Consider the following 20,286-nt stretch of genomic DNA (forward strand, 5'->3'; position numbering starts at 1 on the left):
TCCACACCGACCGGGTTGGGTCGGTAATGAATCGTTAGCCGTGTCCTAGATGGGAAGCAAGCGGCCAAACTGCAACACTGCGGCCCTGTGGAAAATGACACTTCGGTGTCAAAACAGGCCGAACCAAAGCCCTGCGATTCCCAAAAACGCAAAGAAGCCAATGACGTCGGTGATCGTGGTGACGAACACTGCCGAGGCGATCGCTGGGTCAGCCTTGAGCTTGTCGAGGGCCAGTGGAACAAGAATTCCGAACGTTCCGGCCACGATCATGTTGATCACCATGGCCATGCCAATGACGATTCCAAGCTGCACATCGCCGTAGCGGAACGCCGTCACGATGCCGATTAACACCGCGAAAATCACCCCGTTGGCCACACCAACCACCATCTCGCGGCGGATCAGGCGCCTCAGGCGCCCACCATCCAGCTCCCGCATCGCCAGGGCACGCACCGTTACCGTCATGGTCTGCGCCCCGGCATTGCCCCCCATTGAGGCAACAATGGGCATCAAAACGGCCAGGGCCACCATCTGCTCGATCGTGGCGTTGAACAGCCCAATGACGAGGGACACCATCACCGCTGTGAACAGATTGACGACCAACCAGGGAACCCGGCTCTTGACGGTATCTAGGGTGGTGTCGGACACATCCTCGTCGCCCACGCCGGCCATGAGGCGGATGTCTTCCTCCGCCTCCTCCTGGATCACATCGACAATGTCGTCGATGGTGAGGACACCGACCAGCCGACCGCTTTCGTCAACAACACCGACTTCGACCAGATCGTAGCGCTCAAAGCTGCGCGCCGCCTCTTCCTGATCTTCTTCTGCGTTCACCAACACGAAGTTGGTGTTCATGATGCTGTCGATCTTGGTGACACGTTGTGTGCGCAGGAACTTGTCCAACGGCAAAGTGCCCAGCACCGTATAGGACGCGTCGACCACATAAAGTTGGTAGAACTCGTCCGGCAGGTCTTTCTCTGCGCGCAAATAATCGATCGCCTGCCCCACCGTCCAAAACGGAGGAATGGCGATGAAATCGGTTTGCATCCTACGCCCGGCCGAATCTTCGGGGAAATCCAGGCTGCGCTTCAGCGTCAGCCGCTCAAAGACGGGCAACGCTGAAAGAATTTCGTCCCGATCGATGTCTTCGAGGTCTTCGAGGAGGTAAACCGCGTCGTCATTATCAAGTTCGGCCACGCCCCGGGCAATCGCCGCATTGGGCAAGGCTTCCATGATTTCAAGACGAATGCTCTCATCCACCTCGGTCAGGGCCGAGAAGTCGAATTTCTCGTCCAGCGCATGCACCAGTGCCAGGCGCTCGGCTACGTCGAGTTGTTCGAGCACATCGCCCACTTCGGAGTGGTGCAGCGGCTCCATGACCGACGCGACATCGTCATTTCTACCCGCCTCCAGAAAGGCGCGCAGCCGCTCGAGCCAGAGTGCACTGATCCGGCCGTCCGCATCGCGGAACACATCGTTTTCATTCCCGGTGTTGGAACCGGGCGCCGGATCAAATTCTTCGCTCATCGGGAGCCCTTTGTGTTTCTGGGGGTTTCAGGGGCAAGTAAAGCTGTAGCCAATCACCCTGTGATGCGCCAGAGTGGGGACGAGGCTTTTTCATCTATTGCGGAGAACTCGCGCAAATGACCGATGCCAAGGACCTCGAACGCGCCTTTGACCGGGTTGTTCAACTCGTTGAACAGCGCGGCCTGCCCGGCACATCCCGATCAAGCGGCACCTCCCCGGCCCTTCTGGTCGCGGATTCGACGCTTGCGGCGTTGCAGGACGAGGCCGTGCTGGCGCTGGCCTGCCCCGAGCATCAGAAGGTGCTGCTCATGGACATCTCGCCAAAGGTCTATTTCGAGACCGAACAGCAGATCGGGCAGAATGTCGTTCTGGTTCATCTCGACCGGATCGACGACGAGGAACTCTCCCTGCGCCTGCACGATGCCTGGGAATATGTCGCGCCGGACAATCTGCGCAAATATGTCGACTAGCCGACCACATAGCCAAGCCGCCCCGGGTGCGACCAGGGACGGCTTGCAATGTTTCCAGCAGTTGGACGCCCGTGGTTAGTCCACCCGCAGCCCGCTTTCCTTGTTGAAGCCATGCAGCGCATCGATCGGTAGCACAAAGTCAACGCGATCGGCCTCACCCACGCTGGCGCGGCCCTGCTGTACCAGGATCAGCGTCTGCTCGATCCCCTCGACCCGGACATAGAGATGGCTTTCACCACCCACCGGTTCGATCAGCTCGACCATGCCGGAAAGCGCAATGCCCTCGCCCGCGCCAACGACCACCTGATCGGGGCGGATGCCGACAATATCGGTTCCCTCTGAAAGATTGGGCATGGTGCCGCCCGCAACCGCTCGCAGCGCCGCAATGGGCAGCAGATTCATCGGGGGCGAGCCGATGAAGCCGGCTACGAACAACGATGCAGGCCTGTCATAGAGCTCGATCGGCTTGCCGACCTGCTCAATCCGCCCGCCATTCATCACCACGAGGCGATCTGCCAGCGTCATGGCTTCGAGCTGGTCATGGGTCACGTAAACGCTGGTGGTCTTTAGCGAGCGCTGCAAGCGGCGGATTTCGATGCGCATCTGCCCGCGCAGCTTGGCATCGAGATTCGATAGCGGTTCATCGAACAGGAAGGCCTTGGGCTGGCGCACAATGGCCCGGCCCATCGCCACACGCTGGCGCTGGCCGCCCGAAAGCTGGCGCGGCTTGCGGTCGAGGAATGGCGTGATTTCCAGGATCCGGGCTGCCTCATTGACGCGGCGATCGATTTCGTCGCGCGGCGTGCCGCGGTTCTTCAGGCCATATTCCAGGTTTTGTCGCACGCTCATATGCGGATAGAGCGCATAATTCTGGAACACCATGGCGATGTCGCGCTCAGCCGGCTCCTTCCTGTTCACCACATCTTCGCCGATGGAGATCGTGCCATCGGTGATGGTTTCCAGCCCGGCGATCATGCGCAGCAGGGTGGACTTGCCGCAGCCCGATGGTCCGACCAGCACCACCAGCTCGCCATCATCGATGGAAAGATCCAGCGCATGAATGGCCGTGACATTGCCTTGATAGACCTTGCGAACGCCCTTGAGATCGATACTTGCCATTTTTCTTATTTCTCCGTTTCGACCAGGCCTTTGACGAACAGGCGCTGCATGAAGATGACAATGAGGACCGGCGGCAGCATGGCCATGACCACGGCCGCCATGATGGTGTTCCATTGCGGGTCGGCATCGGCCACGGCGGCCATGCGTTTCACGCCCATCATCAATGTGTAGTATTTTGGATCGGTGGTCACCAAAAGCGGCCACAGATACTGCATCCACCCGTAGATGAAGAGGATGACGCAGAGCGCCGCGATATTGGTCCGCGAGAGCGGCAACAGGATATCGCGGAAGAATTTGAGGGGCCCGGCCCCGTCCACCCGCGCCGCTTCCATCATCTCATCGGGAATGGTCATAAAAAACTGGCGGAACAGGAACGTTGCCGTCGCCGAGGCGATCAACGGAATGGTGAGACCCGCATAGGAGTTGAGCAGCCCCAGGTTCGCCACCACCGCGAAGGTGGGGATGATACGCACTTCCACGGGCAGCATCAGCGTGATGAAAATCAGCCAGAACGCCAGCACCCGCCCGGGAAACCGGAAATAGACGATGGCATAGGCCGAGATGATGGAAATGGCGATCTTGCCCACAGTGATGATGATCGCCATCCAGAGTGAGTTCCAGGCCATCAGCCAGAAGGGCGCGACGCCGCGACGCTGTTCGGTCAGTACCTGCACCACATTGTTCCACAACTCGGCACCAGGCAGCAGCGGCATCATGCCGGACGAGAGCACAGTCGGCCCGTGGGTCGAGGCAATGAGCGCGATATAGACCGGGAACACCACGATCACGACGCCGCAGATCAACACGAAATGGGTGAGGAAAGCCAGCCAGGGACGATTTTCGACCATTGACCCGCCCTCCTAGTACTGGACCCGGCGTTCCACGTAGCGGAACTGGATCACGGTGAGCAAAATGACGAAGAGCATAAGAATGACCGACTGGGCCGAACTGGACCCCAGATTCAGCCCGATATAGCCGTCGGTATAGACCTTGTAGACCAGCGTATTTGTAGCCTGGTTCGGCCCGCCAGCAGTGGTCGCATCGATCACCCCGAAGGTGTCGAACATGGTGTAATTGAGATTGACGATCATCAGGAAGAATGTGGTCGGCGAGAGCAGCGGGAAAACAATGGTCCAGAACCGCTTGAACGGCCCTGCCCCGTCGATCGCTGCTGCCTCGTTGAGCGATTGCGGCACTGATTGCAGCCCGGCCAGGAAAAACAGGAAATTGTAGGAAATCTGCTTCCAGCTCGCCGCCACGATAATCAGGATCATCGCATGCGCGCCGTTGAGCTGGTGGTTCCAGTCGACGCCGAAGAACTCCAGCATATAGGGCAGGATGCCGGTCGAGGAATTGAAGATGAACCACCACAATATGCCGGCCACGACGGGCGAGACGGCATAGGGCCAGAGTAGCATTGTCGAATAAGCCGTGCCCGCACGGATCAGGCGGTTCACTGCCACCGCCAGCACCAGCGCCAGCCCCATCGAAATGAGTGTCACCGCCAGGGCGAACAGGGCCGTGCGGCCAACCGAAGCCAGGTAATCTGGCTCCTGGAACAGGCGAAGATAGTGCAGCAGGCCAACGAAACTCGTCGAGAGCCCGAACGGATCTTCCCGCTCGAAGGAGGATTTGACCGCCTGTCCGGCCGGCCAGATGAAGAAGATGATCGTGATGATCAGTTGCGGCGCTACCAGAAGATATGGCAGCCCCTGCGAGGGAAAGACTGTGCGTTTGGTATCCATCGACCCGATCCGCGGAAGCGCCAGTTGTAGCCGCTTCGGTAAAGACGAATAGGCGGGGCAGACCAGCTGCCACCGCCCGGTAGTGTCAGTCCGCCTTACTGATTGGCAGCCTGGAAATCGCGCAGGATCTGGTTGCCGCGGCTGACCAGATCATCGAGCGCCTGCTGGGCCGACTTGTCGCCGGTCAGCAGAGCCTGAAACTCCTGGTCGATCACGTCACGAATCTGGACGTAATTGCCGAAGCGCAGGCCCTTGGAGTTTTCCGTCGGTGCGTTCAGGGTCATCTGCTTGATGGCCACGTCCGAACCCGGATTGGCTTCGTAATAGCCCTGCTCCTGACCGAGCTCATATGCGGCCTGGGTGATAGGCAGGTAACCTGAGAACTGGTGCCAGTCGGCCTGCACCTCGGCCGAAGAGAGGTACGAGAAGAAATCGGCAACGCCCTGGTACTGGGCTTCATCGGCGCCCTGCAGCACCCACAGGGTCGCGCCGCCGATGATCGAGTTCTGCGGCTCGACTTCTTCATAATGCGGCAGCATGCCGAAGCCGACTTCAAAGCCCTCGGCATTGGCCAGAACGCCAGCACGCGAGGCCGAGGAGTTCATGTAGATGGCGCATTCACCGGTGTAGAATTTCGACGGCGCATCTGCACCACCGCCCGGGCCACCATACTGGAAGACGCCTTCATCCTGCCAGTTCTTGAGGTTTTCCCAGTGCTTGGCCTGCAGCGGGCCGTTGACGACGAACTCGGTGTCCAGGCCACCAAAGCCGTTCTCAAGCGTGCCGATCGGCTGGTTGTGCCAGGCCGAGAAGTTCTCCAACTGTGCCCAGGAGATCCAGCCGGAGCTGAAACCGCACTCGGCGGCACCCGCATCCATGATCTGGCGTGAGAAGGCTTCAAGCTCTTCCCAGGTCTTGGGCGGCATTTCCGGATCAAGACCAGCGGCCGCGAACGCGTCCTTGTTGTAGTACATGATCGGGGTGGAGGAATTGAACGGCATCGAGAGCATATTGCCCTCGGTGTCGGTGTAGTAACCCACAACCGTTGGCAGGAAGGCGTTGGGGTCGAAATCGGCGTCCATGTCAGCCATCAGCTGGTACACGGGATAGACGGCGCCCTGGGCCGCCATCATGGTGCCGGTACCCACTTCGAACACCTGCACGATTTCGGGCTGCTCGCCAGCACGGAATGCAGCGATCGCAGCGGTCATGGTCTCGGCATAGGTACCCTTGTAGACCGGCGTCACGACATAGTCGGACTGGCTGGCATTGTAGCCGGCCACAATTTCTTCGAGCTTTTCGCCCAGTTCGCCACCCATGGCGTGCCACCAGGTCACTTCGGTTTGCGCAAAAGCCACGGAAGTGGACAGCATCAGCGAAAGGGCAGCAAGGCCCGCGCGGTTCAGAGTCTTCATGGTTGTCTCCCAATGGGCCGGTGCGACCGCGTTGGGTCACCCGGCTCCAGCCAGACCTGCATTGTGTGTGAGCGCCGGCCCGGATGTTCGAAACAACACGAAACAAACCGAAAGCCCCGGCGCACAAGCCGTTCGCCCTCGGGCACCGACCTGCCCGCCCCCTCTATTGGGCTTGCTTGACGTTCACTTGAAGCTTTGATGACGCTTGGATGACGGTTCACATCGATGAACGAAAAGTTCGTTTGAACGCGCAACTACCTCGCATTTCTTGGAAACTTTTCATCTCGTCACCCTGTCGAAACACACCACGCTCTATCGTCTTAGACAAAGCGACACGCGAAAAATCGGACAATGGTTCTTCGGGAGATGTTGCGACGACAAGCTTTGGAGCCGAAGATCTGGTTCTATCGGACCGCAAGAGGACTCCAGAACGAGCGGAAATCAAAGGGACAGTACCCAGTATGCCGAAATCAATCACCACGCTGCGTTGCGCCTGCGGCCAGTTCAGCCTTGAAGTCATTGGAGACCCGTTCAGCGCATCTGAGTGTCACTGCAAGTCCTGTCGCAGCGCCGCGCAGCGTCTGTCCACCCTGCCCCCGGCCTTTCCCATTGCCGCTGACAATGGCGGGGTGCCCTACGCTCTCTACCGCAAGGATCGGGTGCGATTCCCCGACGGCACCACCACGCTGACAGAATTTCGTCTCCACGACGACGCACCGACGCGACGGGTGCTCACCACGTGCTGCTATACCCCGGTGTTCCTCGAGTTCGAAAGCGGTCACTGGGTCAGCCTGTTTACCGGCCTCTGGCCTGAAGGCCAGCGCCCCGCTCCCCGGATCCGCACCCAGACCGGCGATGTGCCGGACGGCGAGACACTCGACGATTCCCTGCCTGCCGGAACCCTGACAACAGCTGGCTTTTACGCCAAACTGCTCGGCGAGCGGATCGCCATGGGCTTCAAGTCCCCCAAGATCACCGTCAAGGAGAAGATCGATGCCTGACGCTGACGACAAGATCACCATCGGCAATGTCAATCATCCCGACCACAGCGAGCGGGTGGACCGCGCCAAATACATGGCCATGCGCGATGCACTGATGACCATCCTTCCCGCCGAGCCGTCGGGGCTGACCGTGGCCGAGGCCAAGGAAGCACTGCTGCCGCACCTCTCCCAGGACCTTTTCCCCGGCGGCGCAAAGGCCGGCTGGTGGCTCAAGGCCGTTCATCTCGACCTGGAGTCAAAGAAGGTCATAGCCCGCGCCAAGGGCAGCCCGGTGCGCCTGTTTAGGGTCTTAGAGGAATGACGAGGCAACTGTGACGAAGAAATCGTCCCTGATCGCGCTTGGGCTCCAACTGGCTCTTGTCGTGGCTACTCTTGCGATGGCCTTGGTAGGGCGAGAATGGAGACCAGAATGGCTGGAACAGGCCTTCATGGCATCTGCTATCGCGTTCCTGCTACTTACGCCCTTCGGGTTGATGAGCATATTTTTCACGTATGGATATCGCTTTCTAGCAGAACGGCAAATTTACCGGGACGAAGTGATCCGGCGATTGGCGCGGGGCTATCCAGAAACGCTCCTTATGTGGAGAGAGGCGCGCGACGATATCTGGCGGAAGCATTCATCGCGCGATCCTTACTGGAGGCATTGAATAGGCAACAAAAAAAGCCGCCTTGCGGCAGCTTTTTGTTCATCACCGGAGTGACTGGTGCGGTCGAGAAGACTCGAACTTCCACATCTTGCGATACAGCGACCTCAACGCTGCGCGTCTACCAATTCCGCCACGACCGCACAGTGTGGTAGAAGCTTCAGTTCCGTTGGTCCCGAAGCGAGTGGGGGTTTAGCAAAGCTCTTGCCCAACCACAAGCGGATAATCGGAGATTTTCGCGTCCTTGTGCAAAGACCTCCAAAGCCTTGCCCGGAAGCGCTGGCCTCAGCCGAAGCGCAACACCTTCTCGGTGACGAACACCCGCAAGTGCCCCTCTTCCACATTCACCTCGCCCTTGGCGACCAGCGTGCTATTGGCATAGATGCGCAAGGGATCGTGCTCGGTGGCGTCCAGTTCGATCACCGCGCCACGGCCCATGCGCAGCATATGGTGAATCGGCATGGTGGTCGCGCCCAGCTCCACCGTGATATCGACTTCAATATTGTCCAGGGTGTTCATAAATAAGGTGCAGTCCCGGGTCCGACGCCGCAGCGCCAAGGATTCGTTTGCCCATGAGGGTCAGCCAGAGATGGTTATGGAAGTCTTAACAAACGCAAATGAAGCGTGCCAAATCGACGCGAAACTGCACCGCGATGACGCCGGGCCTGTTCAATGGCGCATATTCGAGCGTCCGCTGGACTACGAAACGGCCCTGGTCATGATGGATGAACGGGTGGCCGCAATCGCTGCCGGCGAAGCGCCCGAGGCCGTCTGGCTGCTCGAACATCCTCCGCTTTATACCTCAGGCACCTCGGCCCGCCCCGAAGACCTGCTTAGTCCGCGCTTTCCGGTCTATCCCGCCGGGCGTGGCGGGCAATTCACCTATCACGGCCCTGGCCAGCGCGTGGCCTATGTCATGCTGGACCTGACCAAACGCGGCCGCGATATCCGTTGCCTGGTGCAGGGCCTGGAACAGTGGGTCATCGACACGCTAGCGGCTCACAATATCTCCGGCGGGCGCCGCGAGGGTCGCGTCGGCGTCTGGGTGTCGCGCCCGGACAAGGGTCTCGCTCGGGAGGACAAAATCGCGGCCATTGGCGTTCGGGTGCGCAAATGGGTTACCTTTCATGGCATTTCGCTCAATATCGCGCCCGACCTTTCCCATTATGACGGCATCGTGCCCTGCGGCATCACCGACCAGGGCGTGACCTCATTCGAGGATCTGGGGGCTCTGGTCTCGATGGCCGAAGTTGATTCGGTGCTGCGCGGGCGGTTTGAAGCGATTTTTGGACCCACCAGCCTTGCCATTGCGGCACCATCCGACCAACTTGCGCAATAGACGAGGGATTCTAGGAGCCTGCCATGACTTTGGATGACTTGAAGCGCCTACTGACGCGCCAGACCCTGTTCCGGCTCGACGCGATCCTCTCGCCCAAGCTGGTGCCCATCTTCTATGCATTGGGATTGGCGGCAATCCTGCTCTGGGCCGTCAGCCACTTCTTCTTCCGCTTCGGCACCGGTTTTGGCGATGGCCTCTGGGGCCTCTTGGAGATTGTGGTCTTCGGCTTGCTCTCCCTGGTTGGTCTGCGCATTGGCTGCGAGGCGCTGCTGGTCTGGTTCAAGAGCCAGGAGGCCACGGGCGACACGGTGCAGCGCTCGCGCTTCTCCGCATCCCTGCTCGACGAGGTGCGCGACGCCATTCGTGATCTGGCCGAAGAGGGCGACGAACGCGACTTTGCCGAGGCCGATGAATACATCACCCCGGCTACCGAACCGCTACCGCAGACCAAACCTGCCGACGAAGCGCCCCGCGAACCGGCCACCAAGCCCGGGGAAACCCACAAGCCTCGCCGCACTGCCAAGCGCACCCCGCCCAAATCGGTCACCTGAACGCAAACAGGCCGCTCTTTCGAGCGGCCGTCGCAGTTTCGACCCTGGACGGGCTTAGCCGACCCTACTTTCCGTTCACGGCCCAGCGGCCCGGACCGGCGAAGACCAGGAATAGGAACACAAAGCAGAACAGAATGGCCGCGTCGCCGCCATTATTGGTGGGAAAGAAATTGGCTGGCGCATGGGCCATCCAATAGGCAAAGGCCATTGTGCCCGAGGCGACGAAGGCCGCCGGACGGGTGAACAGGCCGATACCAATCAGAATGCCGGTGATGATCTCGATCACGCCGGCAAACCAGAAAATCGAGAACATAGGCGGCGCAAATTCGGCGGCGGGGAAGCCCATCAGCTTCTGCGTGCCATGGGCGAGGAACAGCAGCGCTGCAACGATGCGCAACACGGACAGGGCTTGCGGCGCGTATGCGGAGAGACGATCGGTCATAAGAAAATTCCTTCTTGCTGCGCCGAAGGGCGCTGAACGGACTTTTGACCTAACCCGCAGCCGGATCGGGCCAAACCCGGCAATCACCGCACGCGCTGTTCACTCAGACGAAACAGTGACTCTCATGCGTTCGTGGCCCACTGCATTGCAGGCAGACCCCTGTTGCCGGTCAGTCACATTGCGTAACCGTCAAACATTCTGTATGACGCGCCATCCTACCCCGCACCGGAAAATGTGACGCGCATGACTCAGGCGCCCAAAATCGGGCTCGTCAGCCTCGGCTGCCCCAAGGCTCTCGTCGACAGCGAGCGTATTATGACTACCCTGCGCGCGCAGGGTTATTCGTTCAGCCGCGACTATGCCGGCGCCGATGTCGTGTTGGTCAACACCTGCGGTTTCCTCGACAGCGCTAAGCAGGAAAGCCTTGAGGCTATTGGCGAAGCGCTCAACGAAAACGGTCGCGTCATCGTTACCGGTTGTCTTGGCGTCGAGGAAAACCTGATCCGCGAAACCCATCCGAGTGTGCTCGCCATCACCGGCCCGCATCAGTACGAGAGCGTGGTCAATGCGGTGCATGACCACCTGCCGCCCGTGCCCAACAAATTCGTCGATCTGGTGCCCGAAAACAGCCTCAAGCTGACGCCACGCCACTATGCCTATCTCAAGATTTCCGAAGGCTGCAACAACCGCTGCTCCTTCTGCATCATCCCCCAGATCCGTGGCGATCTGGCATCACGTCCTGCCGCCGGCATCCTGTCCGAGGCCGAAGGTCTGATCCGCTCCGGCGTCAAGGAGTTGCTGGTCATCTCGCAGGACACCAGCGCCTACGGCCTCGACATCAAATATGCGGCCAGCAAATATCGCGGCCGCGAGGTCAAGGCCAAGTTCTACGATCTGGCCAAGGAACTGGGCGAGCTCGGTGCCTGGGTGCGGCTGCACTATGTCTATCCCTATCCCCATGTCGACCAGATCATGGAGCTGATGGCCGAAGGTCTTGTCCTGCCCTATCTCGACATTCCCTTTCAGCACGCTTCCCCCAAGGTGCTCAAAGCCATGCGCCGCCCTGCGCATCAGGAAAAGACGCTCAACCGCATCCTCGACTGGAAGCGCCAGGTTCCCGACCTCACCGTGCGCTCCAACTTCATCGTCGGCTTCCCCGGCGAGACCGAGGAAGACTTCGAGATGATGCTCGACTTCATTGAGGAAGCCGAGATCGACCGTGCCGGCTGTTTCAAATACGAGCCCGTCACCGGCGCCACCGCCAACGAGCTTGAGGGGATCGTGCCCGACGAGGTCATGGATGAACGTTTCGCCCAACTCATGGAAGTGGCGCAGAACGTCTCCTTTGGCCAGCTGCAGAAAAAGGTGGGTCGCACCATCGACGTTATCGTCGACGACGTCCGTCCCGAGCAGAATCGAGTGATTGCCCGCTCCAAATGGGATGCCCCGGAAATCGACGGTCAGGTCATCGTGAATCAGGCGGACGGCATCAAGATCGGCGACATCGTCCAGGTCACCGTCACGGACAATGACGAGTACGACCTGTTCGCGGTGCCTGTCAGCGCCTGAGGGCCTAAAAACGTGATGGCCCGCGCGGAACGGACGCGCGGGACCGGCGTTCGGTGATGCAAATGGAGGCTCACATGGAACGCTATTTTTTCAACCACAGAGATCAGGCCGGCGACCTGCAGATCGATATCGACGGCATCATGCTGCCCTCGCTGCATAGCGCTGTCGACGAGGCCAGCTTTGCGGCCAGTAGCGCCCTCGGCCTGTCCGATGGCCCGATCCGCGGCTGTTTCGAAATAGAGGACGGCGCACGAAAGCTGGTTGCCAGGGTCCCCTACGCGGTAAAATCCGACGAGCCCTAGCGCGCAAACGCATTGAACGGATTATCATGCGTCAGCCGCGTGATGGTCTGTTCGCTCACCCCCTTGTCGCGCAGCTTGGGCAGGAAATGCTCCACCAAATGCGTGTAAGGTTGAGGTGTGCCCCCACCCGGCTTGGCAGGATCATACCAGCCCCTGTCATGGCTTAGGAGCAACCGCTCCCCCTGCCCGGCATCAAGCGCGCGCATAACCAGCCCCACAACATCTGCGTCCGGCGCCCGGCCGATATGGTCGAATTCCAGCCAGGCACCTCGCCCGAACACCTCCCGATGCAGGCCGAAATCCTTCTCCTCCTGGGTATGGATCGAAAGGAAGCGGCTGGCCGATCCGCCCTCCGCCTCGATGATGTCGAGCTGATCCAGCACGACCCGGCCCCTGATCGTATGCGAACCGATCAGCGCTCCGGTCTGCGCCGAAGCCCGCGCCGCCGCCCGCAGGATCTTGCTCTCCATCGGCGTGATTCCATCGTCGCCCGCGCTCACCTTGATCCAGGCGGCAACAACCCCGGTGTCATCGACCCCTTTGGTCAAATGCCCCACCATCCAAGCCTCGAGCTCGGCTTCGCTAGCGGTCGCCACCCAATCGGGAATCCACGGCTCGCGGTAATTGCCGGTCGGCACCACGATGGGAAATCCGGTCGCCTGCGACACCGCCAAATCCAGATCCACGCGCAACCCGACCCCGCCGGTGGAACATTCGATCAGCGCCGTCACGCCCTGCGCCTTGATGGCCTCAATCTGAGGCGCCATCAGCGCTACCACCTCCTCGGCATCGGCTTGGGCATAGCCCGGCTGGCCGGGCGTCCGCAAATCCACGAAAACATGTTCGTGCGGCAGAATCAGTCCGAGCTGTTCGCGCCTAAGCGGCCCCAAAGTAGTATGTAATGTCGTCATCAAGCCCTCCCGGAGTGGCAAGTTTTCCATACCCCCCTCGCGGCGGCAATCGCCCCCGGTCTATAAAGCTCCCTGCTTGCGACTTTCATGGCGCCCTTTGCGTTATGGCCGTTCGGACCCGGAGTAGCCCATGACAATCCCGCAATTGCTCGCATTTCTGATCATTGCGGGCATGATGGTCGCCTTCATCATGAGCCGTTGGCGCTATGATCTGGTGGCGGTCTGCGCCCTGCTTGTCGGGCTATTGTTCGGCGTTGTGCCGTTTGAACGCGCCTTTGTGGGCTTTTCCAACGACATCGTCATCATTGTGGGCAGTGCCCTGGTCGTCAGCGCCGCCGTTGCGCGCTCCGGCATCATGGAAATCCTGATCCGGCGCTATCTCCCGCGCATGAGCAGCCCTCGGGTGCAATTGATCGTGCTGGTCACCATCGTCACCGTGCTCTCAGCCTTCGTGAAAAATATCGGCGCCCTGGCCATCATGATGCCGATCGCCTTCCAGATGGCGCGGCGCTCCCGGGTCTCGCCGTCGATGTTTCTCATGCCCATGGCCTTCGGCTCCCTTTTGGGCGGGTTGATGACCCAGATCGGCACCTCACCCAACATCATCGTCTCCGGCGTGCGTCAGGAACTGACCGGCACCGCGTTCACCATGTTCGACTTCACCCCGGTCGGCGCCATTCTGGCCGCAGTCGGCGTTGTCTTTCTCGCCCTGTTCTACTGGCTGCTGCCCGAGCGCCGACGCGAAGACAGCGGCATGGACAAGGCCATTGAAATCAAGAACTACACCACCGAGGCGCATGTGCTGCCAGAAAGCTCAGCCATCGGTAAAACCGTCGGCGACCTGCAATCTGCCGCCGACGGCGCCGCCATGGTCACCGGCATTGTCAGCGGCTCGGGCCGCCGCCGCACGCCCTTGCCCGATGCGACCTTGAAGGCCGGCGATATCCTGCTAATCGAGGGCGATCCCGAAGCGCTCGACAAGATGGTCAGCCAAACCGGCCTTTCCTTTGCCGAACGGCGCGGGGGCGCCAAGCGCGACAGTGGCAATATCGGTGTCATCGAGGCCATTATCGGCGAAAGCTCGGGCCTGATTGGCGCCAGCGCCCAGGAACTGACCTTGTTCGACCGCACTGGATTGAACCTGATAGCCATTTCCCGCCGAGATCAGCGCTTCACCAAGCGCCTGGGCGAAATCCGCTTCCAGAATGGCGACGTAATCCTGATCCAGGGTCACCTCAAACGCATTCCCGAATTGCTGCGTGAATGGGATATTCTGCCCCTGATCGAACGGGGCCTCAAACTGGGCAGTGTCCGCAATGGCCTGTTGCCCCTGTCTATCCTGCTCATCGCCATGGCGCTGACAGCCTTTGGCATCGTCCCCGTGGCGCCCGCCTTTTTTGCTGCTGCAGCGCTTATGATTCTGTCCGGCGCCCTCCCTCTGCGCGACGTCTACAACCAGATCGACGGCCCAATCCTGGTTATGCTCGCCTGTCTGATACCCGTTTCCGAAAGCCTGCAATTGACCGGCGGAACGGACTTGGTCGCTCACTGGTTGACCGCAACCGCCGTCACGCTGCCTGGCTGGGGTGCCCTGGCGCTGATCATGGTTGCCGCAATGGCGGTCACGCCCTTCCTCAACAATGCCGCCACCGTTTTGGTCATGGCCCCCATCGCTGCGGTGTTCGCCACCGGCCTCGGCTACAGTCCCGAGGCCTTCCTGATGGCCGTCGCCATTGGCGCGGGCTGCGACTTCCTCACCCCCATCGGCCACCAGTGCAACACGCTCGTCATGGCCCCCGGCGGCTATCGATTCGGCGACTATTGGCGTCTCGGCCTGCCGCTCTCCATTCTGGTGGTGCTGGTCGCTGTCCCGGCCCTGATGATCGTCTGGCCGTTCTAAACCCGAAAACACGGAGTGGACGGAAGCATGAGACGACCAGCTTTACGGTTGGCGCTCACACCATTTGCAGAAAGACGCCCCGGCCAAGGGTGCATGGGCCGGGGCGCTCTATTGGGACTTTGGAGGTCGCAGAGGCAAAACTGCTGGCAACTTAATGCGCATTAAGGAAATCGGTTCCGTAGGCTACGGTGACAATACGCCACGCCTGCTGCAACTTGCTCTTCACCTCCTGAACACATCTTGGGCAGTTAGGCGCTGGAATACGGAGCAAATGAGGTGGGGTCGCAAAAAGACCCCGAATTTACCAACAGATCTGCGCCTTTAGGACACAGGAACCGGGTCAAAGCCGCGCTGCAACGCAACAGCTAGATTTTGGTTCCATCCTGATGAATACAATTTTTAAGTCCGTAGTCGGCGGTCTCTTCGTCCTGTCTCTCACCGTGGCCCCCAACCTGCAGGTCCAAGCACACACGGCGACCATTAGCGGCATCGCATCATGGTACGGTCCCGGCTTCCATGGTCGGACCACTGCGAACGGCGAACGCTACAACATGCACGAAATGACCGCGGCTCATAAGACACTGAAGTTTGGCACAAAGGTGAAAGTGACCAATAACACTAACGGCAAATCGGTAGTCGTTCGGATCAATGATCGCGGTCCTTACGTCGGCGAGCGCGTTATCGATTTGTCCCGCAGTGCAGCTAACGCTATCGACATGATCGGACCCGGAACCGCCAATGTAACTATCGAGGTGCTGGCCTAGCCGCCCTCAAATCGAGTGGCAGGGATTGAGGGGAAGCGGCCTGTCTGATTTCGGACTGCAATCAGCTTGCCTGTCATTGCTTTCAGAGCGGCGGAGGCAGCCACCTATCGCGCAATGCCGGAGTGCTTGCTCTGACACCCGTCTCGGTGTTCGCACTTGCCCGGCTGCCCCTAACCTCGCTAGTTCTATGCTAGCGTTATCCTCTGGATCGGTTTGAGCGTTGGAAACACTACTGTCGCCCGTTGTGCTTTTCTTTGTGCTTGGCGCTTTCGCCGCTCTCGTTCGGTCCGACTTGGCTATCCCGGAGGCCATAGGCAAAGGCATATCGCTCTACCTGATGGTAGCGATAGGTTTGAAAGGCGGCGTGGAGGTCGCCGAGGCTGGCTTTACCCTGGAACTGCTGGTTGCAGCGGCCGCGGGCATCGCCCTCAGCTTCATCTTGCCCTTGCCGGTTTTTGTCGTCCTCCGCCGCGTTGGCAAGCTTAGCGGCGTCAATGCGGCGGCCGTGTCCGCCCATTATGGCTCGGTTTCGGTCGTAACCTTTGTAACCGGTCTCGAGATCCTGACCCGGCAGCAAATCCCTGCTGCGGGTTATATGGTTGCGGTTCTGGCATTGATGGAAACACCAGCAATCGTCAGCGGCCTGTTGCTTGCGCAACGTTACGGCGGCGCTGAGCCGCGTCCGATGGGCGATCTACTTCACGAGACACTGACCAATGCGTCGGTGATGCTGCTCGTCGGTAGCTTCTCGGTTGGCCTGATCGTGGGCAAAGATGGGTTCTCTTCTATCGCACCGGTGTTTGAAGGCGCGTTCCGTGGTGTGCTGTGCTTGTTCTTGCTCGAAATGGGACTGATTGCGGCTAAGAGGCTTCGCGAGGGCAAAAGCCTGACACCGCGGCTCATCGCCTTGGCGATAGCCACTGCGCTGACCAATGGCACTCTGGGCGTTTTGCTTGGAGCTGCAATTGGTCTTGATGCCGGCACAGCGGCAGCTCTGGGCATCTTGGCAGGTAGCGCGAGCTATATTGCGGTGCCCGCGGCCATGCGCCTTGCCCTTCCCCAAGCCGATCCGGGGTTGTACCTTGGTATGTCCTTAGCAGTGACGTTTCCCTTCAACATCTTGGTCGGTATTCCGATCTACATCTGGATAGCGCAGCAGGTGGTACGATGACCCTTCCCGGAACCGAGCGGACGCGAGTGGAGATACTGGTCGATGCGCCCCTTGTACCTCAGATGATTGCGCTATTGAGCAAACACGCAATCCGGGGCCACACGGTCATGCCGACCTTGTCCGGCGAAGGCGAGGCGGGAGTCTGGGACGATGATCTCATAACAAGTGCGCAACACAAGGTCATCGTGCTTGTCGTGGCGGAGCCCGATAAAGCCGATGCCTTCATTGAGGATATCAGACCCCTGCTCGACAGTTACGGGCTGATCGTAATGCTAAGCACTATCAATGTACTGCGGCCTGAGAAGTTCGCATAGAAGGCCGAATTGAGCGACAGCATGTCGATGCTAATCTCGGATTGAAGCAATACGCGACAAAGCACACACGTCTTGGCCCCTGCAAACCAGCTTCAGTCGAACGCTTCTTGCCTTTTTCGTCCACTGTGCCACGCTCTTGGCGTACGCAGACTCACTGCGAGGAGGAAGCAAATGGGTTTTGACGGAGTAGGCTGGATTGCAGCCATCATCATTGGTGGGCTTGCCGGATGGCTTGCCAGCCGGTTCATGAACGCCGGCGGAGGCGTCTTGAAGAATGTCATTCTCGGCATTGTAGGCGCCATTTTGGCCAGCCTGGTCTTTGGGCTGCTCGGCATCTCCTTTGGTGGCTGGATCGGCTATCTGATCGCTGGGTTCATCGGCGCCTGTATCATCATCCTGATCGGGCGCGCCGTCGCCAAATAAGCACAGGTGCCGGCCCCGCCGGGCCGGCACCTTCCCCTCGCAGGCGACCTCCGCCATCTGATCGAACGACGATTCCGCATCCGGATGCGCATCGACATGGTCGAGCGCGATCGAGACGTTCCCGTTAGCCTATCTGGGCGACGGGCTTGTGCATGTTTCATTCTTCCTTGCTCGAAACCATAGGAAGTGTTCCATGGGCGCGACAGACTGATCCTGCGCTTTTGATCACATGCACACGACCCACACCATCTCGCTCCGCCACCGCCCGCCGCTCGTTCTGGGCCGCCGTGCGCTCGTCATGGGCATTCTCAATGTCACGCCGGATAGTTTCTCAGACGGCGGCCAACATGATCATGTTGCCGCCGCCCTGGCCCATGCCCGTCTGATGCTGGCTGAAGGCGCCGACATTCTTGATATCGGCGGCGAAAGCACCCGCCCCGGCTCCGAGCCCGTAAGCGTACAGGAAGAGCTCGATCGGATCATGCCCGTGATCGATGCCATCCGTGCCGACGGCATTGTCGCGCCGATGTCCATCGACACCATGAAGCCGCTCGTCGCACATCAGGCGTTGGAGGCAGGCGCCGACATCATCAACGACGTCAAGGGTCTGCAGGGCGCTCCGGAAATGGTCGAGATCGCAGCCCTCTTCGATGCTCCTGTCATTGCCATGCATTGGGACCGTAGTTGGACAGCCGAAACCGATCCCATCCCCGCTATGTCAGTCTACTTTGAAAGCTCACTAGCCATCGCCGCGCAGGCCGGCATTGATGCCAGCCGCATCATCTTGGATCCTGGCTTCGGCTTCACCAAAACCTTGAATCAAAACTACAGCATTCTGCACCATCTTACTGATCTGACTCACGCATTCCCGAATAGCGCCATGCTGGTGGGCACCTCGCGCAAATCGATGATTGGCAAACTGCTCGGCAACCAGCCATCCGAACGACTCGCGGGCACCCTCGCCACAAGCGTCCAGGGCTATGAGCGCGGCGGGCATGTTTTCCGCGTCCATGAGGTCGCGCCCAATCGCGACGCCCTTCGCGTGGCCGAGGCAACACTGTATGGTCCGCCACAGAACTGAGGCTCAATCAATGACCGCACCCTTTTCCGGCGACCGCATCATCCTCAACGATCTGGGCTTCTACGGCTATCATGGTCTGTTCAATGAAGAAGCAAAGCTCGGTCAGCGCTTCTTTGTTGATCTGGAATGCGGTGTCGACCTCTCGGCGCCCGGCAATACCGACGAGATCGGTCACACCGTGTCCTATGCCGACATCTACGATGTGGTAAAATCCACCTTCGAGACAAAACGCGCCAAGCTCATCGAAGCCTTGGCTCAGAATATCTGCACGGCCCTGTTCGAGGCATTCAGCGATATTGACTGGGTGATCGTGCGGGTCCGAAAGCCCGAGGCCCCAATCGCCATGGTCCGGGGCGAAGCGGCCATTGAGTTGCATCGTGCAAGGCCCCACTGATGTCGAGGGCCTGGCTATCTCTGGGCGCCAATATCGGTGACCCTGCCGCCCAACTGGTCGATGCCATAATCCGGCTCGATGCACATGAGGCGATCAGCGTGGTTGCCCAGTCGAGCATCATCCGAACCAAGGCCTGGGGCAAGACCGACCAGCCGGACTTCGCCAATATGGCGGCGACGGTCGAGACGGATTTATTGCCCGTAGACTTGCTGCACGCGTGCCTCGATATCGAACGCGAGATGGGCCGAGTGCGCCACGAAGTATGGGGACCGCGGCTGATCGACATCGACATCATCGCCTATGAGCGGGTCGAGATGGATTCGACCAAGCTCGTCCTGCCCCATCGTTTTGCCCATCAACGCGATTTCGTGCTGGTTCCTCTGCGCGAGATATCGCCGGAAACGGCCGACTGGGTTATCCGGCGGCAGGATTAGCGCAGGGCGTCAACGACCCGGACGGCTGTGTCGAACTCGACCCGTCTCTTCGCGCGACGTTCCATCGCCTCTTCGTCTTCGCCCCAGAGCCTGATCTGGTGATCTTCATCGACGTGTGCCGCGTGCCAGACCGCGCCGGCATCCATCAGCTCGTGCAATAGCGCCAAGGCCAAGAGGCCCGATCCGGTGATGCCGGTAATTGACACAAGTGCTGTCAGGCTGAGCAAGCCCTGTCCCTCAAGCGCGGCATCCAGCTTCTCAAGCGTTGCCGTCGGCTGGGGCTGATGAATAATACCAATTGTTGGTTGAAAGGCGACGTCGAACTTGCGCGCCAATTTAACCAAAGCACCGTCCCAGACCCGCTCCTGCTCTTCCACCAGTTCCTGTGGTGCATCTGCCCTGTACAGCAACAAATCGCTTGCGGTGAATTTACCAATCTCCGCACGAAAGGCCGGGATCATTTCTTCCCCGCTCTCGATTGCCGAGTTGATCAGCCGGGTCATCGGCATGGTGGCCGGATCAATGCGCTCGCCCTGCGCCGCCCATTCTTCTGCCTTGAGCTGAGCCAGGGCGAGCACCGGCAACACGATCGGGAGCCTCTTGCCCGGGGTCCGGACAGGACGGCCGTCCAATGTGACCGAGTAGCCTTCTTCGCTGCGGGCGACATCTACGGACTTATAGAACCGCTTGGGCAGTTCCACCTTGTTCAGGTGCTGCGCCCGCCCATACCCATCATCCTGGTGCCGAAGCGCTTCTTCGAGCTGGTCTCGCAT

General features: G+C 59.9%; 25 protein-coding genes and 1 tRNA gene. 16 read left to right on the top strand and 10 right to left on the bottom strand.

From position 1 onward, the window contains the following. Nucleotides 1-108: 108 nt before the first annotated feature. Entirely contained in the window at nt 109-1,524 is a 1,416-nt protein-coding gene (gene mgtE, locus GGR20_RS16410) for a magnesium transporter (RefSeq protein ID WP_183312456.1), read from the bottom strand. Between the two features lie 116 nt (nt 1,525-1,640). Here mgtE and GGR20_RS16415 point away from each other — a divergent pair, with 116 nt between their 5' ends. Beyond that, complete coding sequence (locus GGR20_RS16415) at nt 1,641-1,994, top strand: hypothetical protein (RefSeq protein WP_183312457.1); 354 nt, start codon at nt 1,641-1,643, stop codon at nt 1,992-1,994. Between the two features lie 75 nt (nt 1,995-2,069). Here GGR20_RS16415 and ugpC read toward each other — a convergent pair whose 3' ends face one another. The 4 genes from ugpC to ugpB form a co-directional block, all read right to left on the bottom strand. After that, nucleotides 2,070-3,113, bottom strand: coding sequence for a sn-glycerol-3-phosphate ABC transporter ATP-binding protein UgpC (gene ugpC / locus GGR20_RS16420; protein WP_183312458.1), 1,044 nt, complete (start codon nt 3,111-3,113; stop codon nt 2,070-2,072). 5 nt (nt 3,114-3,118) lie between these two features. Continuing rightward, the gene (gene ugpE / locus GGR20_RS16425; RefSeq protein WP_183312459.1) at nt 3,119-3,961 is read right to left on the bottom strand and encodes a sn-glycerol-3-phosphate ABC transporter permease UgpE; all 843 of its coding nucleotides are present in this window, start codon (nt 3,959-3,961) and stop codon (nt 3,119-3,121) included. A gap of 12 nt (nt 3,962-3,973) precedes the next feature. Beyond that, nucleotides 3,974-4,858: a sn-glycerol-3-phosphate ABC transporter permease UgpA gene (gene ugpA, locus GGR20_RS16430; RefSeq protein WP_183312460.1), complete on the bottom strand. Its 885-nt coding sequence runs from the start codon at nt 4,856-4,858 to the stop codon at nt 3,974-3,976. A gap of 95 nt (nt 4,859-4,953) precedes the next feature. Beyond that, nucleotides 4,954-6,273: a sn-glycerol-3-phosphate ABC transporter substrate-binding protein UgpB gene (gene ugpB / locus GGR20_RS16435; protein ID WP_183312461.1), complete on the bottom strand. Its 1,320-nt coding sequence runs from the start codon at nt 6,271-6,273 to the stop codon at nt 4,954-4,956. A gap of 461 nt (nt 6,274-6,734) precedes the next feature. On the opposite strand from ugpB, the gene GGR20_RS16440 reads away from it, so the two are divergent. From GGR20_RS16440 to GGR20_RS16450, 3 genes are read left to right on the top strand one after another with little or no spacing between them, the layout of a single operon-like run. After that, the gene (locus GGR20_RS16440) at nt 6,735-7,274 is read left to right on the top strand and encodes a GFA family protein (protein WP_183312462.1); all 540 of its coding nucleotides are present in this window, start codon (nt 6,735-6,737) and stop codon (nt 7,272-7,274) included. Further along, on the top strand, nt 7,267-7,575 hold the full coding sequence (locus GGR20_RS16445) for a DUF6958 family protein (RefSeq protein WP_183312463.1): 309 nt from the start codon (nt 7,267-7,269) through the stop codon (nt 7,573-7,575). The genes GGR20_RS16440 and GGR20_RS16445 overlap by 8 nt, the downstream gene beginning before the upstream one ends. Nucleotides 7,576-7,585: 10 nt before the next feature. Beyond that, complete coding sequence (locus tag GGR20_RS16450) at nt 7,586-7,921, top strand: hypothetical protein (protein ID WP_183312464.1); 336 nt, start codon at nt 7,586-7,588, stop codon at nt 7,919-7,921. A 55-nt stretch (nt 7,922-7,976) separates the two neighbouring features. Here GGR20_RS16450 and GGR20_RS16455 read toward each other — a convergent pair. Then, a tRNA-Leu gene (locus GGR20_RS16455) sits at nt 7,977-8,061 on the bottom strand. A 142-nt stretch (nt 8,062-8,203) separates the two neighbouring features. Further along, nucleotides 8,204-8,437 carry a FliM/FliN family flagellar motor switch protein gene (locus tag GGR20_RS16460; protein ID WP_104894216.1) on the bottom strand — a complete coding sequence of 78 codons (234 nt, stop codon included), beginning with the start codon at nt 8,435-8,437 and terminating at the stop codon, nt 8,204-8,206. Nucleotides 8,438-8,507: 70 nt separating this feature from the next. Here GGR20_RS16460 and lipB point away from each other — a divergent pair, with 70 nt between their 5' ends. Together lipB and GGR20_RS16470 are read left to right on the top strand one after the other, a co-directional pair. After that, nucleotides 8,508-9,257, top strand: a complete 750-nt coding sequence (gene lipB, locus GGR20_RS16465) for a lipoyl(octanoyl) transferase LipB (protein ID WP_210283230.1) — start codon at nt 8,508-8,510, stop codon at nt 9,255-9,257. Between the two features lie 23 nt (nt 9,258-9,280). After that, on the top strand, nt 9,281-9,808 hold the full coding sequence (locus GGR20_RS16470; protein ID WP_183312466.1) for a DUF4282 domain-containing protein: 528 nt from the start codon (nt 9,281-9,283) through the stop codon (nt 9,806-9,808). A gap of 64 nt (nt 9,809-9,872) precedes the next feature. Here GGR20_RS16470 and GGR20_RS16475 read toward each other — a convergent pair whose 3' ends face one another. Further along, complete coding sequence (locus GGR20_RS16475; protein ID WP_183312467.1) at nt 9,873-10,250, bottom strand: DoxX family protein; 378 nt, start codon at nt 10,248-10,250, stop codon at nt 9,873-9,875. Nucleotides 10,251-10,493: 243 nt separating this feature from the next. On the opposite strand from GGR20_RS16475, the gene rimO reads away from it, so the two are divergent. Both rimO and GGR20_RS16485 read left to right on the top strand, forming a co-directional pair. Then, on the top strand, nt 10,494-11,819 hold the full coding sequence (gene rimO, locus GGR20_RS16480) for a 30S ribosomal protein S12 methylthiotransferase RimO (protein WP_183312468.1): 1,326 nt from the start codon (nt 10,494-10,496) through the stop codon (nt 11,817-11,819). 74 nt (nt 11,820-11,893) lie between these two features. After that, entirely contained in the window at nt 11,894-12,121 is a 228-nt protein-coding gene (locus GGR20_RS16485; protein WP_183312469.1) for a DUF6894 family protein, read from the top strand. Here GGR20_RS16485 and GGR20_RS16490 read toward each other — a convergent pair. Continuing rightward, nucleotides 12,118-13,032, bottom strand: a complete 915-nt coding sequence (locus tag GGR20_RS16490) for a phosphotriesterase family protein (protein ID WP_183312470.1) — start codon at nt 13,030-13,032, stop codon at nt 12,118-12,120. The genes GGR20_RS16485 and GGR20_RS16490 overlap by 4 nt on opposite strands. 130 nt (nt 13,033-13,162) lie before the next feature. On the opposite strand from GGR20_RS16490, the gene GGR20_RS16495 reads away from it, so the two are divergent. The 8 genes from GGR20_RS16495 (at nt 13,163) to folK (ending at nt 19,513) form a co-directional block, all read left to right on the top strand. Beyond that, entirely contained in the window at nt 13,163-14,932 is a 1,770-nt protein-coding gene (locus tag GGR20_RS16495; RefSeq protein WP_183312471.1) for an SLC13 family permease, read from the top strand. Between the two features lie 386 nt (nt 14,933-15,318). Then, nucleotides 15,319-15,696, top strand: a complete 378-nt coding sequence (locus tag GGR20_RS16500; RefSeq protein ID WP_183312472.1) for a septal ring lytic transglycosylase RlpA family protein — start codon at nt 15,319-15,321, stop codon at nt 15,694-15,696. 244 nt (nt 15,697-15,940) lie between these two features. Then, entirely contained in the window at nt 15,941-16,867 is a 927-nt protein-coding gene (locus GGR20_RS16505; protein ID WP_338084735.1) for a sodium-dependent bicarbonate transport family permease, read from the top strand. Beyond that, nucleotides 16,864-17,181, top strand: a complete 318-nt coding sequence (locus GGR20_RS16510; RefSeq protein WP_183312474.1) for a DUF190 domain-containing protein — start codon at nt 16,864-16,866, stop codon at nt 17,179-17,181. Before GGR20_RS16505 ends, GGR20_RS16510 begins: the two co-directional genes overlap by 4 nt. Nucleotides 17,182-17,352: 171 nt before the next feature. After that, nucleotides 17,353-17,604: a GlsB/YeaQ/YmgE family stress response membrane protein gene (locus tag GGR20_RS16515; RefSeq protein WP_183312475.1), complete on the top strand. Its 252-nt coding sequence runs from the start codon at nt 17,353-17,355 to the stop codon at nt 17,602-17,604. Nucleotides 17,605-17,833: 229 nt separating this feature from the next. Continuing rightward, nucleotides 17,834-18,685, top strand: a complete 852-nt coding sequence (gene folP / locus GGR20_RS16520; protein WP_183312476.1) for a dihydropteroate synthase — start codon at nt 17,834-17,836, stop codon at nt 18,683-18,685. A gap of 10 nt (nt 18,686-18,695) precedes the next feature. Next, on the top strand, nt 18,696-19,079 hold the full coding sequence (gene folB / locus GGR20_RS16525; RefSeq protein WP_183312477.1) for a dihydroneopterin aldolase: 384 nt from the start codon (nt 18,696-18,698) through the stop codon (nt 19,077-19,079). Further along, the gene (gene folK, locus GGR20_RS16530) at nt 19,079-19,513 is read left to right on the top strand and encodes a 2-amino-4-hydroxy-6-hydroxymethyldihydropteridine diphosphokinase (protein ID WP_183312478.1); all 435 of its coding nucleotides are present in this window, start codon (nt 19,079-19,081) and stop codon (nt 19,511-19,513) included. The genes folB and folK overlap by 1 nt, the downstream gene beginning before the upstream one ends. On the opposite strand, the gene GGR20_RS16535 is transcribed toward folK, so the two are convergent. After that, nucleotides 19,510-20,286, bottom strand: a complete 777-nt coding sequence (locus tag GGR20_RS16535) for an ATP12 family chaperone protein (RefSeq protein ID WP_183312479.1) — start codon at nt 20,284-20,286, stop codon at nt 19,510-19,512. The genes folK and GGR20_RS16535 overlap by 4 nt on opposite strands.

Origin of the sequence: Devosia subaequoris, from assembly GCF_014197055.1 — a bacterium.
Taxonomy (GTDB): Bacteria; Pseudomonadota; Alphaproteobacteria; order Rhizobiales; family Devosiaceae; genus Devosia; species Devosia subaequoris.

Excerpts from the sequence above, each read along its gene's own strand:
- GGR20_RS16510 (WP_183312474.1), top strand. The coding sequence starts at position 16,864 with ATGACCCTTCCCGGAACCGAGCGGACGCGAGTGGAGATACTGGTCGAT.
- ugpC (WP_183312458.1), bottom strand. The coding sequence starts at position 3,113 with ATGGCAAGTATCGATCTCAAGGGCGTTCGCAAGGTCTATCAAGGCAAT.
- folB (WP_183312477.1), top strand. The coding sequence starts at position 18,696 with ATGACCGCACCCTTTTCCGGCGACCGCATCATCCTCAACGATCTGGGC.
- GGR20_RS16445 (WP_183312463.1), top strand. The coding sequence starts at position 7,267 with ATGCCTGACGCTGACGACAAGATCACCATCGGCAATGTCAATCATCCC.
- GGR20_RS16495 (WP_183312471.1), top strand. The coding sequence starts at position 13,163 with ATGACAATCCCGCAATTGCTCGCATTTCTGATCATTGCGGGCATGATG.
- GGR20_RS16475 (WP_183312467.1), bottom strand. The coding sequence starts at position 10,250 with ATGACCGATCGTCTCTCCGCATACGCGCCGCAAGCCCTGTCCGTGTTG.
- ugpB (WP_183312461.1), bottom strand. The coding sequence starts at position 6,273 with ATGAAGACTCTGAACCGCGCGGGCCTTGCTGCCCTTTCGCTGATGCTG.
- rimO (WP_183312468.1), top strand. The coding sequence starts at position 10,494 with ATGACTCAGGCGCCCAAAATCGGGCTCGTCAGCCTCGGCTGCCCCAAG.
- GGR20_RS16440 (WP_183312462.1), top strand. The coding sequence starts at position 6,735 with ATGCCGAAATCAATCACCACGCTGCGTTGCGCCTGCGGCCAGTTCAGC.
- folP (WP_183312476.1), top strand. The coding sequence starts at position 17,834 with ATGCACACGACCCACACCATCTCGCTCCGCCACCGCCCGCCGCTCGTT.
- GGR20_RS16485 (WP_183312469.1), top strand. The coding sequence starts at position 11,894 with ATGGAACGCTATTTTTTCAACCACAGAGATCAGGCCGGCGACCTGCAG.
- ugpA (WP_183312460.1), bottom strand. The coding sequence starts at position 4,858 with ATGGATACCAAACGCACAGTCTTTCCCTCGCAGGGGCTGCCATATCTT.
- GGR20_RS16470 (WP_183312466.1), top strand. The coding sequence starts at position 9,281 with ATGACTTTGGATGACTTGAAGCGCCTACTGACGCGCCAGACCCTGTTC.
- folK (WP_183312478.1), top strand. The coding sequence starts at position 19,079 with ATGTCGAGGGCCTGGCTATCTCTGGGCGCCAATATCGGTGACCCTGCC.
- GGR20_RS16490 (WP_183312470.1), bottom strand. The coding sequence starts at position 13,032 with ATGACGACATTACATACTACTTTGGGGCCGCTTAGGCGCGAACAGCTC.
- ugpE (WP_183312459.1), bottom strand. The coding sequence starts at position 3,961 with ATGGTCGAAAATCGTCCCTGGCTGGCTTTCCTCACCCATTTCGTGTTG.
- GGR20_RS16500 (WP_183312472.1), top strand. The coding sequence starts at position 15,319 with ATGAATACAATTTTTAAGTCCGTAGTCGGCGGTCTCTTCGTCCTGTCT.
- lipB (WP_210283230.1), top strand. The coding sequence starts at position 8,508 with ATGGTTATGGAAGTCTTAACAAACGCAAATGAAGCGTGCCAAATCGAC.
- GGR20_RS16415 (WP_183312457.1), top strand. The coding sequence starts at position 1,641 with ATGACCGATGCCAAGGACCTCGAACGCGCCTTTGACCGGGTTGTTCAA.
- GGR20_RS16460 (WP_104894216.1), bottom strand. The coding sequence starts at position 8,437 with ATGAACACCCTGGACAATATTGAAGTCGATATCACGGTGGAGCTGGGC.
- mgtE (WP_183312456.1), bottom strand. The coding sequence starts at position 1,524 with ATGAGCGAAGAATTTGATCCGGCGCCCGGTTCCAACACCGGGAATGAA.
- GGR20_RS16515 (WP_183312475.1), top strand. The coding sequence starts at position 17,353 with ATGGGTTTTGACGGAGTAGGCTGGATTGCAGCCATCATCATTGGTGGG.
- GGR20_RS16535 (WP_183312479.1), bottom strand. The coding sequence starts at position 20,286 with ATGCGAGACCAGCTCGAAGAAGCGCTTCGGCACCAGGATGATGGGTAT.